The sequence below is a fragment of the Paraburkholderia sp. BR10141 genome (assembly GCF_056155635.1).
In genome coordinates this window covers 1-13,591 of sequence record NZ_JBMIQH010000022.1, presented here as the reverse complement: position 1 = coordinate 13,591, position 13,591 = coordinate 1, and the positions used below count along the sequence as shown (strand labels likewise).

Here is a 13,591-nt window from a genome sequence, read left to right as displayed (position 1 = left end):
CGGAACACCTCAGACGGGACGTTCGCCATTCCAGGCCAGCGTCAGCAAGCGAAGCAGCGCGTCTTGTTCGAATGGACGCGGATTTGGGTACGGGCTTGCCGTGACCATTTCAACCGCGCGCCCTATTCCCTCTTCCGGCATACCGATCGCCTTGAGCGAATGCGGTTGACCCGTGCGCTTGAGGAGATCGAACAGGCCAGACGGAACATGATCCATCGCCAGCGCCCCCGCAATGCGCCGCATCGCCTCCGGCGCCGCATCAAGGTTGTAGGCGAGGGAATACGGCAGCACGACCGCGTGCAACTCGGAATGAGGCAGATTGAACATGCCGCCAAGCACATGGCAGAGCTTGTGATGCAGCCCCATGGATGCATTGCCAAGCGCAATACCGCACAGCCAGCTTCCATACTGGGCCTTGCTGCGCAACCCCAGGTCGTGCGGATTTTCGGCCAGCCGCTCCAGTGCTTCGCGCGAGGCGCGAATGCCCTCTTCCGCCATCAGCGTAATTACCGGATTGGCATCGTGGGCGTAAATGCTTTCTGCCCCGTGGGCGATTGCATTCATGCAGCTCGATGCGGTCAACCCCGGTGGCAACGACGCGGTCAGCCTGGCGTCGTAGATCACCGTGCGGGGAATCACTCTCGCGTCCCGCCCGGTTTTCTTCACGTCGCCTTCCGTCATGCCGTAGATGGGCGTCATTTCGCTCCCGGCATAGGTGGTCGGTATGGCAACGATCGGCAGGCTGGTCTCCAGCGCAATGGCCTTCGCAAGTCCGATAGTCGAGCCGCCGCCGATCGCCACCAGGCAGTCGGCGTCCAGCTCCGCTGCCAACGTACGCGCGGCGCGGGCGAGTTCGACCGGCACGTGCATCTCTGCTTGCGCATAAAGGCCGACGGCGCGGCGATCGAGCAGTTGCATGACCCGCTCGCCTTCCTTTCTTTGGGGCGGCGTGGATAGCACGAGCGCCTTGGCACAGCCAAGCGCCTCCACCTCCGCCCCGACATTGCGCAATGAATCGAGCCCGAATATGACGCGCGGAATCCGTGCTTCAAATATGAACCGGTTCAACCCGCTCTCCTCTATCCCGTTGATTCAAGATGACATGAATTGCGCACCGTTCAATACGCTCAATGCTCAACAATCACGCCATTAATTGAACGCCGCAATCATTGAACGGCGTAGTCCACCTGATATCGGGCCACGCGCACATTCAGCAGACGTTCCTTGATCTTCAGATGCTCTGGATGCACCGCATAATTCTCCAGCGCCTCTTTCGACTCGAATTCGGAGTACAGAACGACGTCGCAGGCGTAATCGGTGCCACTGATATCGACACCGATCTCGACGCTCAGGAGTCCGGGAATGACACCCACTACGCCGTCAAAGGCGGATTTCACCTTGCGGATCGAGGCTTCTTTCTCCTCGCGGGTGTTTCCTGCCAGTTTCCACATGACGATATGCTTGATCATTTAGCTATGCCCCTCATTTTGAATCTCACAGAGCACCTGGTCTGTCCACGGCCAAGCCCCCTCATGAGGCATTTCAGGCGTTGGCCGCGCCGTGCAACGTGAATGTATAATCCAGCGTGTAAAACGGCGCGTCGCTGCGGGTACCGTCGGGCAGAAGGCCCGCTTCGTGGCGAACATAATCGCCAATGCAGGAGGCACGTACGCCAAAAACGGAGTCCGAATCGAGATACTTGTCGCCGTTGGCAAACACATGCGTGACAAGCGTGTCGAAACCTTCCTTGCGGATCATGAAATGAATGTGGGCGGGCCGCGTGGGGTCGCGAAGGGTCGCGTTCATCATCTGCCCGACCGGACCGTCCATCGGAATGGGGTAGCTGCTGGGCATGATCGAGCGGAAGCTCAAGCGACCGTCGGTGTCGGTTTTGAACACCGCGCGCAGGCTGGCTTCGTCGATGCTCCACTGCGCGTCCTGCACATCGTAGTACCCATCGCTGTCGGCCTGCCACACGTCCACGACGGCGCCGGATACGGCACGTCCGTTCATGTCGGTCACGTTGGCCGTAACCCAGAGTGGCGCCCCCAACAGCGCGCCGCCAATATCGCTGCCGTGCGACTCCAGGTTGGGCGCATCCTCTACGTGAAACGGACCGAAGACCGTCTGCTCCGTGGCCCCTTTCGGGCGGCTATGGTTTTGTGCGACGACGAGCTGGGAGAGTCCGAGCGTGTCCGAAAGCAGGATCATTTCCTGGCGCACGGCGTTGCTGATCTGGCCCGTGCGTGTGAGGAACTGGATACCCTCCATCCACTCCGCTTCTGTAAGATGGACTTCGCGCGCGAACGCATGCAGGTGCTCGATCAGCGACGTCATGATCTGCTTGAGGCGCTGGTCGGGCGTATGCTCGATCCGCCTCAGCACTTCCGCGGTAATGGTGTGCTCGTCAAGATTCATCATTTCCAATACTCCTGTAACCTGTTCGTTTCACGCGTGAGGCGCGCTCTCCGTGTGCTTTCCGTGCTTCCATCTTTCGATGATCGTGGTCGAGAAAAGCCCGGCTCGCGTAAACGGATCGTTCTTCACGAAATCTTCCGCAGCCTCCCAACTCTCCACGTCCAGAATCAGAAAGCTGCCAGTCATCTGCTCTTCGCGTGCGGCCGAATTGAAGCCGAGCGTTGGGCCGCCAATCACGATCCTGCTGCCGTAGGGCGCCAGATACTCAAGGTGCTTGTGATGGTTATCGAGCCTGACCTGCAGATGACCAGGCTTATCTTTGCGATAGATAAGAAACAACATAACCTCTCCTTGTGCATGACCCGCTTCGGGATGCGAAACACCGGGGCGGGTTCCCGGCTTCGCCTTGCATTCAAACCTGCATCCGAACCTTCACTGAAACGGCATAAAGACCTGCAGCCAGAAGCGGTTGCCCTCCGGGCGATTGCGCACCAGCATTTCGCGCTGGTACTTGACCTGGACGGCAAAGCCCTTCCACGCATAGCCGATGAACGGACCGATGGCGAATACCTGTCCTCGATTGCCATTACCGTTCACCACGGCCCCGTTCTGCACATCGTCGGTGGTCTGCCGGTAGTAGTAACCGTTTGCGCCGACCTGCCAACCCCGCCTGAAGCGTATTCCCAGGTTGTAGTCAAAAATCAGCTCCTGACCCGAGCGATAGTTGGTTGCGTTGTTCGTCATATTGAACAGGTACAACGCACGTGTACTCACTTCGACGTCTGGAATCGGAAACCACGTCACGGCCCACGTCGGCTCGATTGAGTAGTAATGCCGACCGGGATTCACCAGGCGATTCTTGTCATAGCTTCCCGTCGGCACAAAAAACTCCACTCCGACCACCTGATGGATGTTGCCGAAATGCCAACCGAACAACGCGGGAGCCACCGAAAGATCTGCGAAGCCAGTCGCCTCCCCCCTCTTGCTCACTTCGCCATGCGGCGTCATCACGTCGTAGTGCGCATCGATGTTGGCGAACGGAATGTTCGTGCGCGACTCGATCGTCGCCCCAAGCACATGCACGTCCCACACATGCGCGAGCCGTATCGCGACGCCCTGCGCGTGAAACGAAAAGTTCGAAACGCTTCTGACATCATTGCCTGCGTTATCCTTCAGCGAAGTCGACTCGTAGCCGGTCACATACAAATAGCCATAGTTGCCTGGCGGCGGTTGCAGCCCAGCGAGGATCGTATTCACCCCTACCGCGTACTGCGTGCCGCCGTTTTCGGTGGCCCATGCACCTTTGGCTAGCAGCGCGACCTGAACAAATGCACCTGCAACAAGCAGGCGGCTTCTCGGTGCAACACCGCCTCTACGGCGCCTGGAACGCAACATGGCTCTCCTTTTCCTTCGGAATTGCGATGCATTGCGACCAACTCGATCAGCGCCTGTTAAGGCGCTGCATGCCTTGAACATGTGGCGCCGGCGGGTCCAACATCCGCGCCCGCCGGCGAACCGCCTATGCCAGCGAACAGGCCTCATCGAATGCAAGACGGGGCAAACGCGGAAACACCTTCGCTGAGTCGCCGTACCCAAGACCGCAAAGGAAGTTCGACTTCACGGACGTACCCGCGAAAAAGAGCGAATCCACCGCTGCGTTGTCGAACCCGGACATCGGACCGCAGTCGAGTCCGATAGCGCGCGCGGCGGCAATGAGGTACGCGCCCTGCATCGTGCCGTTGCGAAACGCCGTCAACTTCGCGAATTCCTGCTTCCCGTCGCCATCGAACCACGCCTTGACCGCAGGATTGTGCGGAAAGAGTTTCGGCAGGTGCTCATAGAAGCGCGTGTCGTAGCCGACGATCGCGACGACGGGTGCGCTCAGGGTCTTTTCGACGTTGCCCGGCGCCAGCGTCGGCTTCAATTTTTCGCGTGCCTCGTCCGTGCGAAGGAACACGAAACGTGCCGGCGAGCAATTGACCGACGTCGGCCCCAACTTCAGAAGCTCGTAAAGATCGCGCAACTGAGCATCACTGACCGGCTTGTCGAGCCAGCCGTTCTGGCTGCGCGCCCCTTCGAAGATAATGTCTGCAATCTCCGCTTTCGACATTTTATTTGCACTCCTTCTTAAAACGAATAGTGAAGTGAACGGTCTGGACATCATACGGCGTCCAGACCCGGCTGGACTAGAGCGTAAGCGCGCTATGCGTGGCCAGTTGTTCCTGACTGCGCGCCGAATCTTGCGCCAGTGCGTAGTCCGCCGCCGAGGTGGTGTACTCGGTGCTCGAATCCGTTCGATGATCGATTCCGCAGACCTTCGAAGCCAGCTTGCCGTAAGGCCCCGAGCCCGAAAACTCCGCGCGTTGCATCGTCAGTGCACGAATCGCCTGCAACGGGGTGCCGTTGAAATTCTCGAACATGAAGAGGCGGCTGCCCCAGTCCGACAGGAACAAATCGCGCACGACACGGCCAATCTTGATACGATCGTACGGGATGCCCACCGGGCCGTTATTCATGCGCTTGAGCCACGGACCCAGCTTTTCATCATTCCACTGGTTTTCGGAGGGGAAGATCAGCGCGCTGCGGCCGCAAAGATCGACGAGTTCGTAGATCATTGCCGAGAAGTTCTCGAGGTAATACGCCCGACCGAAGTCATAGATCAGAATGTTCGGCTTGTAGTGGCCGCCTGGCGTATGAAAGCCGAGTTCCTCGCTCGCCACCATGTGTGCCAGCACCGCCTGGTGAAAGCCGATAAGCTTGGCCAGACGCGTTTGCACCGCCGGTATCTTGTTGGTCCCGATGTGCTCGGTGATCAGCACGCCAAGGCCAGCCATCAGTTCGGCCCGTACCGCCTGGCGAATCAGCGCGTGATAGTGCAGCCAGTCGAACACGCGCTGCGGGTATAGCTTGGCATGCTCGGGGTTGCCGATGTGGAACACCTGGCTCCACGGGATGAAGACGTTGTCGAAAACGGTCATGCCGTCGAGTTCGTCGCCTTGTGAGGCGAGCGGATGCTCGGTCTCATCCTCCTTCACGACGCTCTCGCGGCAAACGATCGTGACGCCCTTCGTATTCACCGGCGTCACCGCGAAGATTACCTGCTCGCCGGGAATGCCAGGGCGGTAGAACACGCCAATGTGAATCCAATCAGCGAAGGCCACGCCTGTGCCGATCGCTTTCACACCATCGACGACGATGCCGTGCTCGTCTTTCTTGACTACGCGCAGGCCAGGTGAGCGCTCTTGCGCGTCCGGGCTCGAGCGATCCATCTGCGGATCGACGAACTGGGGCGCGCAATTCAGATCATTTTCCTTGGCGTGCTTGACGAATTCGACGATGTTATTCGCCAGCCCCTTGCCTTCGGCACCGATAGCCTTTTCTTCCCATGGCGTCGGGTCGTCGGTATAGGTCATCAACACATAGTTGTTCACATCCGGCGTGCGCGGGAACGACGCGCCGGCCATCTCACGCATCACCGTCTCGTGATATCTGCGTTTGCGGCGCAGGCCCTCCTTGTCGCGGTGGCTAAACCACTGCATCGAGCGGCGCTCACCATCGTCATCCACGAACGTCATGACGTCCTTCAGATCTTCACGATGGTGGAGATCGTAGAAATCCGCATGGCGCTGTGCGTAGTCGCGCGTCTTCGGATGCGTGGCTACGTTGTGGATCTTCTCGTTGCCTACCCAGACGTTACGTCCGTCATTCAGGGTCGAAAGATATTGCTTTCCGGTGCGGATCATGAGTGTTGCACTCCTAAAATAAGCAACTGCGGTGGATCAGGATTGAGCGGGGCGGGTCGTTGCATACGCGCGCTGGCAGTACACGAGCGGGTCTGCGCTGTCGGCGCGCATCGCCCCAAGGACGCGCGCAAGAAACACCGTGTGCGTGCCGACCTCGGTGACCGAGGCGATCTCACACTCAAACGTGACGAGTGAATCCGTGCGATACGGCACACCGAGTGGCGATGTCTGCCAGCGCTCGTCGTCGAAACGGTTTTGCATGGGAACCTGTCCAACGCCCGCGAACATCTGCGAAACTTCCGTCTGTTGCGAATTCAACCAGTTCACCGAAACGAGTGCGTTCTCCTTGATGACACTGTTCGCGGCGCTGCGGCGGTTCACGCAGAAGAGAATGGTTGGCGGTGTATCGCATACCGAGCAGACCGCGGAGCAGGTCACCCCCGCAACGCCAGCGGCCCCGCCGGTTGCAAGCACGGTGACGGCCGTGGCGGCGGACGCGAGCGCCTCGCGGAACAACTCGGCGGAAATGGACGGTACGAGTTCATCCGTGGCGCCCGACAGCACCTGGCCAGGCGAGGCGCCACTACTTGCACGCGCATCCATCACGAGCGGTGATAGTGATCCATCAGTCATTGAATGTCTCCTTGTTCAAGCTCGCTTCGCACGACCGGCGTGCGAGCGCCTAGGGGCGTTCCTGCAGGCCGTCGCACCCTTGATAAGGGTTTTCTCCTGTATTGCCTAGCTGGCCTGCATATTTGTGTTTCGCTACATTAGGGCCATCGAATGAATTGATCTATGGACGCAACGGCATGAGCACTATTCCCCAACGAAATGAAGCCGAACTCGATCTTTATCACTTGCAGGTCTTTGATGTCTTGATGACCGAGCACAGCATTACCAAGGCCGCGCACGTCCTGAACGTAACGCAGCCCGCGCTCAGCAAGACGCTCGCGCGCCTACGGCTCTATTTCGGTGATCCGCTGTTTATCAGGGTTTCCATGCGTATGGAGCCAACGCCGAAGGCCATCGAGCTCGCGGAGCCGGTCAAGGCAATCCTTGAGCGCTTCCGCGGCTTGCGCTCATCGCACGCGGCGTTCGACCCCACAACGTCGGAGCGCACATTCAACCTCTATCTGCTCGATGTGGGCGTTGTGAAGATGTTGCCGCCCCTGCTGAACTACCTAGGCGAGCACGCTCCGCGCGTCCACGTACAAATCATCCAGTGCGACGCGCAACACCTTGATCTCTGGCTGGAATCCGGCGTCATCGACCTGGCAATCGGCTCATTTCCGTCGCTTTCATCCGGCATTCGTCGCCTGCCGCTATGGATCGAGTCGTACGCCAGCGTGACACGCAAGGACCATCCGCGCATCGGCCCGACGCCAACGCCGGAGCATTTCTTCGCCGAAAAACATGCGCTCGTATCGGCTGCCGGCACCGGGCATGAACATCTGTGCGCCGAGCGCATGCTGGAGGAGCACGTTCCGCGCGAGAACATCATCTGCCGCGTGCCGGTGTTCACCTCAGCCGCATTCATTTCCAAGCATTCGGATGCGATTGCAACGGTTCCGCGAACTCTGGCACTTTTAATGAGCGCGGATCTCGACCTGCAGTTCGTCGAGCCCCCGCTGGCATTTCCCAAGATAGAGATCGCCCAGTACTGGCATGATCGCGTGCACCGCGACACAGGGAATCAATGGATTCGCAACGTTGTGCGCGACCTGTTCTGCAAGTCTGCGTGAGCGCGGCTCGCATCTATGCCCTGCCGTTATCGCGCTCATGCACTCCCGTTCATGGCGCATGCGGCGTCGGCCTTCTATGATGGGTCTGTGCAGACTTCGGAGGCCACTAATGAACGCTCGATCGGATCTTGCGCCAAGCGGCATGCAAGAGCACGGATGTGTCGTATCTGTCGGCGTGTTCGACGGCGTCCATCGTGGACATCGGCGAACATTGGAGATCCTGCGCGCAACGGCGGCGCGATGCGCGTTGTCCACCGCCGTTGTGACGTTCGATCCCCATCCACGGCTTGTGATGCAACCACACAAGGCGCTGCCCATGCTCGTGAGCCCGCGCCGGCGTCTGGCATTGCTGGCGGCAACAGGTCACGTCGATCGCTGCGTGGTCTTGCCATTCAATCAGCAACAGCGGGAACAGTCTGCAGACGATTTCGTGCGCGAAACGCTCGTGGAGCAGTTGGGCATGCGCGCGCTTGTAGTGGGTGAGAATTTCGTATGTGGACGTGGGCGGGTTGGCACTGTGGACTATCTTCGCACGCTAGGCGTGCGGCTCGGCTTCACAGTGCATGCCGTCCCGATGGACAGGCCGCACGGAGATACGTCGGCCGTACCTTCGTCATCGACAGAAACGCGGCGCTTGGTTCAAACGGGACAGGTGGCGCGCGCGTCCGCATTACTGGGACGGCCTCACGAACTGGAATGCGTGGTATCTAGCGGACCTGCACATGAGTACGGGTGCGAATTGACGCTGCCCTCGGGCATGTGCATACCCGCTGCCGGCACTTATGCCGCGCATGCGAGCATGGCCGACGGCCGTTCGATGCAAGTCTCGGTGCATTTGAGCCGAAGCGAGGGCACGCACGGTTTCAGGTGCCTCCTGCGGCCGTTCGGGGGTAAACGTGGGTTGAGAGCGGAACCGGCACCGGGAACGCCGGTTGTCGTGCGCTTTATCGACACCCTGCGCAACGGTATGGCAAGCGTCATCGAGCCAGTCAAGGCGGCATGACGCGCACGAGCCCGCGTGGGCACCTGATTACTCTTCAATGTGCGTATATAGCTTGTTGACGATGAGCCATGCGCTATCGACTTTCAACATCGACAGGAAATCGTAGTAGTTGTTGCCCGACATTTTCACGCGCACCTTGGCCGACGCCATTTTTCCAACTAATTCGACGCTCAGAATAGACATGCCATAAGGCTCGTTCTGCGAGGCGGGGCTCTTTCGCGACCCCACGCCCAGGAGATAGGCGTCGAGCGACTTCTGCACGATCTCACCACGAACTTCCGCAAACAGTAACGCCGCGGGATGGAAAGTGGACCCCAAAGCCTTCACGTCGCCGTTATAGATAGCGTTGAGATACACCTGGAGTTGCTGCAGGATATCTTGATGCGACTTATCAATGGCGCTTGTATTCTGTGATACTTGCATTTCTATGCTCCTGATGGCGTGATGGGCGCGGCAGGCAGCCGCGCCCGAGCGGGGCTTACTGATCGCGGCCACGCAGCAGTGCGGTTGCAATCTCAGCGATATGACGCCCCTGGAAGCGCGCGCCGTCCAGCTCGTTCTGGCTCGGTTGACGCTTGCCATCTGCCCCGGCCAGCGTGGTGGCGCCGTAAGGCGCACCGCCCGTGATCTCCGCCATGTTAGTCAGGCCGCCATAAGAATAAGGCAGGCCGACCGTGATCATGCCATGGTGCATCATGCTGGTCAGAATCGAGAATAGCGTGGTCTCTGCCCCGCCGTGCTGGCTCGCCGTCGACACGAACGCACCGCCCACCTTGCCAATCAGCTTGCCGTTGGCCCAAAGGCTGCCCGTCTGGTCAAGGAAATTGGCCAATTGCGCCGACACACGGCCGAAGCGTGTCGGGCTGCCGACGATGATTGCATCGTAGTCTGCGAGTTCCTCGGGACGGGCGACCGGCGCGGCCTGTTCCAGCTTGGCGCCAGCCTTCTGCGCGACTTCCAGCGGCATCAATTCCGGAACGCGCTTGACGGTGGCTTGCGCACCTACCCCGCGTGCGCCTTCGGCGATTGCGTTGGCCAGGTATTCGGTATGGCCATAGGTCGAGTAGTAGAGGACGAGAACTTTTGCCTTCATTTCGGGCTCCTTTGCAGAACTCGCCTGGCCGAAGCCGGTCGCGAGCAGACGTTTTATGAATTTGAACATGGAGGTTCTCTGTTAACGCCGACGGTAGCCGGTGGGATGAAATGTAGACGGCAACGCAGCCCGGACAAATAGCGTGCCTGGAAAAAATGCATATTAACAATGTAAAAAATGCGGTCACTTGCATCATTGCCTTCGTGGAAAAACACATTTTCCGCGGACTGCGGTGGTTTTGATTCGAAAGACCTCCAGAATGAAAGCCCCCCGGCCTACGCGGCGGCCGGCCATTTTGGCTGCCTCGCACACCGGGTCCATTTCACCAGGAAAGCAATGAAACAACCGCTCAAAATCGAATTCCCCCCGACGTTGCAAGCGTAATGTGATTGTTTCGTCTTAGTGGGATTGCAGAAACGGCTCCGCCGCCTCTGCAATCAGGGCGTATTTGGCTTCTTCATCCGAACTGACCTTGATGTGCTGCCTCAACTCAGTGATCTGATATTCCGGCGCATATACGTGAAGCGGACGATACCATCGTCTTATTGATTTGCGTTCGAGCCTTGAATACGCTTAGCCCAACCCAAGGCAGCGGAATTGTTCCTGGGAGAGCCCTTTCACTGCCGCCGTGCAGTGGAGCTGGGCTCTGCGAGTCGAGTGGCGCAAACCAGTGATGAACCCGACGGCGTGGCGTCGCTACTGGACGTGACGTCTCTCTATCAACCACGCATCGAGCGAGATTCTCATGTTGACCGACAGTCAGCGAGACATCATCAAGGCAACCGTCCCACTGCTAGAAAGGGGCGGCGAAGCACTTACACGATATTTCTACAAGCGCATGCTCGATGAGTATCCGCAAGTGCGCCCTCTGTTCAACCAGACTCACCAGGCGAGCGGCTCCCAGCAACGGGCGCTTGCCAACGCCGTACTCGCCTATGCGCGCAACATCGACCGCCTTGAAGCACTTGGCCCGCTTGCAACGCGGATTGTGAGTAAGCACGTTTCGCTGCAAATTCTGCCTGAACACTACCCGATCGTAGGCGCCAGCCTGCTGGGCGCCATTCGAGAGGTCCTGGGTCCAGATGTCGCGACCGACACAGTCATTGAGGCATGGGGTGTGGCCTACCAGCAGCTTGCCGATATGCTAATGGGCGCCGAGCGTCAAGCTTATGATGCGTTGGCCAGCGCGCCGGGCGGATGGCGCGGTGAGCGGGCATTCCGCGTAGTCCGCAAGGTCAAGGAGAGCGAGGAGATTTCCTCGTTCTATCTAGAGCCGGTCGATGGTCGCCCCCTTCTCGACTTCGCCCCTGGCCAGTATATCGGGCTTCGACTGAACATCAACGGCGAGGACCTCCGCCGCAATTATTCCCTGTCGGCTGCACCCAACGGACATAGCTACCGTATCAGCGTCAAGCGCGAACCCGGCGGCGTCGCTTCGAACTTCCTTCACGACGAAGTTCGCGAGGAAACCGTGCTGCGGCTCTTTCCGCCGGCTGGCGAGTTCACCCTCCGCGATAGTGACAAGCCACTTGTGCTCATCAGCGGAGGCGTCGGCATCACGCCAACGCTGGCCATGGCGCAAGCAGCTTTAGACGGTAACAAGCGGGAGGTTATTTTCATCCACTATGCGCGGAATGCGCTGGTGCACGCCTTCGCTGACGTACTCAGAGCGTGGCACGCCCATTTTCCGAAGCTTCAATCTTACGTCGTTTATGAAGAGACTGGCGCACAGGGAGCGCGTGGCCAAGACGAGCATGTCCCCGACGGAGTCGGCCGGCCAACCCTGGAGCAGTTGCGGCGGTGGCTTCCCGCAGACGACGACTTCGACGCCTACTTCCTGGGGCCGAAACCGTTCATGGCCTTCATCAAGCAGTCACTGCGGGAACTAGGCGTACCCGAGGACAGAAGCAGATACGAGTTCTTCGGCCCCGCAGAAGCACTGAATTGAGCCACGATGCAGCCGGTCAAAACTGATCGGCCGAGCCGCCGTTGGCACGGCCAGCCGTTGCCAACGGCGCAGAGAGAATAATCTTTTGCCGTGCAGGTTCTGCACCGCCGAAGCGCTGGAGGAAATATTTGCCGTGAAGCCCCCTCATTTGACTGCCGCTGTCAGTGCGGCTTTCGCCTCGAACGGAATCTACGCACATGAGATTGGTGTCAGCCTTGAATGCGATGTTGGGCCGCACGAATTCATTCAACAGATGCTTGCGAAAAAGGAAATAGATCCGCAACCGATGAAAGTGTCGAGTCGACCAATTCAGTCAATTCGCATCGACCTAGACAGAAGCAGAGCCTGACTGCACTCGGATTCGAAGTCGCGGAAGGCGCTGCCCTCTGTATCGCGTCACGCTCACCGGAACCCACTCAGTAGGAATCGACCATGGAGGTCTCGCGCGCAATAGCCAGGAAGTTCGCGATCTTTGCTGTCGTGCCGTCCTTGCGCGAGGCGAGTGCGAGTCGGATCGAAATATTTCCGCTGAGAGTGTCTGCATAGACAACACCTTCGACTCGGATCTGGCAGACCGATGCGGGTACCAGCGATACACCGAATTCCGCCGCGACCAGATTGACGACCGACGAAAGTTGTGGGGCTTGCTGACCCATAACGGGGGCAAAGCCAGCGTCCCGACAGGCTCCAACGATCACGTCATGCAAAGTGGGACTTGCTTCGCGAGGAAGCAGCACGAAGGGGTCGTGAGCAAGTGCAATGAGCGGGATTTTTCGCTTCTTTGCTAGCGGATGCGTAGTAGGCAAGACGAGTTTCATTGGCTCAATCGCAATGTGGTGGAACGCAACCCCGGCTGGCGATTGATTCCCAAGGCGCACAAACGCAACGTCGAGTCGACCATCGTCCAGATATGAAAGTAGTTGTGCCGTATTGCCTTCGGCCAGTGTCAGTGAGACGGAGGGATATGACTGGCGAAACTTCCGGATCAGACTGACCACTACCGGATTGAACGCGGCGGATCCGGTAAAGCCGATATTCAGTTGCCCCACCTCGCCTCGTCCAGCGCTTTGCGCGTTCTTAATCGCTTGCTGGGCATTTTCCAGGAGGCGCTTCGCATCGGTCACGAACGCCTCACCGGCTTCCGTGAGAACCACTCCATGGCCGGTACGACGAAACAGCTGGACGCCGAGTTCGTTCTCGAGCGCATGAATCTGCTGACTAAGGGGCGGCTGTCCAATGCCCAACTTCTCAGCTGCACGCGTGACGTTGCGCTCCTCGGCGACCGCCATGAAATATCGGATGTGCCGGAGTTCCATCGTGATATCTGCAGAACGTATTTCAGAAAGATGGGATAGATATTGGACAGAATATCATCAATGAACGAAGATGACGCGAATTTGCCGGCAGGTCGAGCGCCGGCAATCATCTGCTCTATGCCGCGCTGCCTTACCCAAAGTGTCTCGAATCAATGCGGACGGAGCATTCGCTATGGCGCCAGATCATCGCAGCGGATGCGATCAGTTATCCAATCAGTAAAGGGGTCTAGAATGGCAGATGCCGCAAAAAAACCGAGGCCGGAATACCGGAATATCGGGCTTGGGCAGATATTGTTCGCATACCGCCTGCCTCTGGCCGGTCGTGTGT

The 13,591-nt window shown here is 58.8% G+C and carries 15 protein-coding genes; 3 read left to right on the top strand and 12 right to left on the bottom strand.

Annotated elements, in window-relative coordinates; translation table 11 throughout:
• Positions 1 to 9: 9 nt before the first annotated feature.
• The 8 genes from ACOJB8_RS26690 to ACOJB8_RS26655 all read right to left on the bottom strand — a co-directional run bounded on the left by ACOJB8_RS26690 (position 10) and on the right by ACOJB8_RS26655 (position 6,794).
• Positions 10 to 1,068: a maleylacetate reductase gene (locus ACOJB8_RS26690; RefSeq protein WP_475015185.1), complete on the bottom strand. Its 1,059-nt coding sequence runs from the start codon at positions 1,066 to 1,068 to the stop codon at positions 10 to 12.
• Between the two features lie 98 nt (positions 1,069 to 1,166).
• Positions 1,167 to 1,469: a Dabb family protein gene (locus ACOJB8_RS26685; protein ID WP_475015182.1), complete on the bottom strand. Its 303-nt coding sequence runs from the start codon at positions 1,467 to 1,469 to the stop codon at positions 1,167 to 1,169.
• Between the two features lie 73 nt (positions 1,470 to 1,542).
• Entirely contained in the window at positions 1,543 to 2,421 is an 879-nt protein-coding gene (locus ACOJB8_RS26680) for an intradiol ring-cleavage dioxygenase (RefSeq protein WP_475015179.1), read from the bottom strand.
• 27 nt (positions 2,422 to 2,448) lie between these two features.
• Positions 2,449 to 2,760: a YciI family protein gene (locus ACOJB8_RS26675; protein ID WP_475015177.1), complete on the bottom strand. Its 312-nt coding sequence runs from the start codon at positions 2,758 to 2,760 to the stop codon at positions 2,449 to 2,451.
• 90 nt (positions 2,761 to 2,850) lie between these two features.
• Positions 2,851 to 3,813, bottom strand: a complete 963-nt coding sequence (locus ACOJB8_RS26670) for a SphA family protein (protein ID WP_475015175.1) — start codon at positions 3,811 to 3,813, stop codon at positions 2,851 to 2,853.
• A 124-nt stretch (positions 3,814 to 3,937) separates the two neighbouring features.
• The gene (locus ACOJB8_RS26665; protein ID WP_475015174.1) at positions 3,938 to 4,528 is read right to left on the bottom strand and encodes a malonic semialdehyde reductase; all 591 of its coding nucleotides are present in this window, start codon (positions 4,526 to 4,528) and stop codon (positions 3,938 to 3,940) included.
• Positions 4,529 to 4,604: 76 nt separating this feature from the next.
• Positions 4,605 to 6,161, bottom strand: coding sequence for a 4-hydroxyphenylacetate 3-hydroxylase family protein (locus ACOJB8_RS26660; protein ID WP_475015172.1), 1,557 nt, complete (start codon positions 6,159 to 6,161; stop codon positions 4,605 to 4,607).
• 36 nt (positions 6,162 to 6,197) lie between these two features.
• Positions 6,198 to 6,794: a flavin reductase gene (locus ACOJB8_RS26655; RefSeq protein WP_475015170.1), complete on the bottom strand. Its 597-nt coding sequence runs from the start codon at positions 6,792 to 6,794 to the stop codon at positions 6,198 to 6,200.
• Positions 6,795 to 6,970: 176 nt separating this feature from the next.
• Here ACOJB8_RS26655 and ACOJB8_RS26650 point away from each other — a divergent pair, with 176 nt between their 5' ends.
• Together ACOJB8_RS26650 and ACOJB8_RS26645 are read left to right on the top strand one after the other, a co-directional pair.
• Positions 6,971 to 7,903, top strand: a complete 933-nt coding sequence (locus ACOJB8_RS26650; RefSeq protein WP_475015169.1) for a LysR family transcriptional regulator — start codon at positions 6,971 to 6,973, stop codon at positions 7,901 to 7,903.
• Positions 7,904 to 8,012: 109 nt separating this feature from the next.
• Positions 8,013 to 8,906 (top strand): FAD synthetase family protein, encoded by an 894-nt coding sequence (locus ACOJB8_RS26645; protein WP_475015167.1) that lies wholly within the window; start codon positions 8,013 to 8,015, stop codon positions 8,904 to 8,906.
• 27 nt (positions 8,907 to 8,933) lie between these two features.
• Here the strand turns inward: ACOJB8_RS26645 and ACOJB8_RS26640 are convergent, their stop codons facing one another.
• Together ACOJB8_RS26640 and wrbA are read right to left on the bottom strand one after the other, a co-directional pair.
• Positions 8,934 to 9,329 (bottom strand): nuclear transport factor 2 family protein, encoded by a 396-nt coding sequence (locus tag ACOJB8_RS26640; protein ID WP_475015165.1) that lies wholly within the window; start codon positions 9,327 to 9,329, stop codon positions 8,934 to 8,936.
• 55 nt (positions 9,330 to 9,384) lie between these two features.
• Positions 9,385 to 9,999 carry an NAD(P)H:quinone oxidoreductase gene (gene wrbA / locus ACOJB8_RS26635; protein WP_475015163.1) on the bottom strand — a complete coding sequence of 205 codons (615 nt, stop codon included), beginning with the start codon at positions 9,997 to 9,999 and terminating at the stop codon, positions 9,385 to 9,387.
• 745 nt (positions 10,000 to 10,744) lie between these two features.
• Between wrbA and hmpA the strand changes: the two genes are divergently transcribed.
• Positions 10,745 to 11,947 carry an NO-inducible flavohemoprotein gene (hmpA, locus tag ACOJB8_RS26630; protein ID WP_475015161.1) on the top strand — a complete coding sequence of 401 codons (1,203 nt, stop codon included), beginning with the start codon at positions 10,745 to 10,747 and terminating at the stop codon, positions 11,945 to 11,947.
• Positions 11,948 to 11,963: 16 nt separating this feature from the next.
• Here hmpA and ACOJB8_RS26625 read toward each other — a convergent pair whose 3' ends face one another.
• Positions 11,964 to 12,197 carry a hypothetical protein gene (locus ACOJB8_RS26625; RefSeq protein ID WP_475015159.1) on the bottom strand — a complete coding sequence of 78 codons (234 nt, stop codon included), beginning with the start codon at positions 12,195 to 12,197 and terminating at the stop codon, positions 11,964 to 11,966.
• Positions 12,198 to 12,363: 166 nt separating this feature from the next.
• Positions 12,364 to 13,263: a LysR family transcriptional regulator gene (locus ACOJB8_RS26620; RefSeq protein WP_475015157.1), complete on the bottom strand. Its 900-nt coding sequence runs from the start codon at positions 13,261 to 13,263 to the stop codon at positions 12,364 to 12,366.
• Positions 13,264 to 13,591: the final 328 nt, after the last annotated feature.

Bases quoted from the DNA above. Each gene is read 5' to 3' on its own strand.
- ACOJB8_RS26685 (WP_475015182.1), bottom strand. From the start codon at position 1,469: ATGATCAAGCATATCGTCATGTGGAAACTGGCAGGAAACACCCGCGAG.
- ACOJB8_RS26680 (WP_475015179.1), bottom strand. From the start codon at position 2,421: ATGATGAATCTTGACGAGCACACCATTACCGCGGAAGTGCTGAGGCGG.
- ACOJB8_RS26675 (WP_475015177.1), bottom strand. From the start codon at position 2,760: ATGTTGTTTCTTATCTATCGCAAAGATAAGCCTGGTCATCTGCAGGTC.
- ACOJB8_RS26670 (WP_475015175.1), bottom strand. From the start codon at position 3,813: ATGTTGCGTTCCAGGCGCCGTAGAGGCGGTGTTGCACCGAGAAGCCGC.
- ACOJB8_RS26665 (WP_475015174.1), bottom strand. From the start codon at position 4,528: ATGTCGAAAGCGGAGATTGCAGACATTATCTTCGAAGGGGCGCGCAGC.
- ACOJB8_RS26660 (WP_475015172.1), bottom strand. From the start codon at position 6,161: ATGATCCGCACCGGAAAGCAATATCTTTCGACCCTGAATGACGGACGT.
- ACOJB8_RS26655 (WP_475015170.1), bottom strand. From the start codon at position 6,794: ATGACTGATGGATCACTATCACCGCTCGTGATGGATGCGCGTGCAAGT.
- ACOJB8_RS26650 (WP_475015169.1), top strand. From the start codon at position 6,971: ATGAGCACTATTCCCCAACGAAATGAAGCCGAACTCGATCTTTATCAC.
- ACOJB8_RS26645 (WP_475015167.1), top strand. From the start codon at position 8,013: ATGAACGCTCGATCGGATCTTGCGCCAAGCGGCATGCAAGAGCACGGA.
- ACOJB8_RS26640 (WP_475015165.1), bottom strand. From the start codon at position 9,329: ATGCAAGTATCACAGAATACAAGCGCCATTGATAAGTCGCATCAAGAT.
- wrbA (WP_475015163.1), bottom strand. From the start codon at position 9,999: ATGAAGGCAAAAGTTCTCGTCCTCTACTACTCGACCTATGGCCATACC.
- hmpA (WP_475015161.1), top strand. From the start codon at position 10,745: ATGTTGACCGACAGTCAGCGAGACATCATCAAGGCAACCGTCCCACTG.
- ACOJB8_RS26620 (WP_475015157.1), bottom strand. From the start codon at position 13,263: ATGGAACTCCGGCACATCCGATATTTCATGGCGGTCGCCGAGGAGCGC.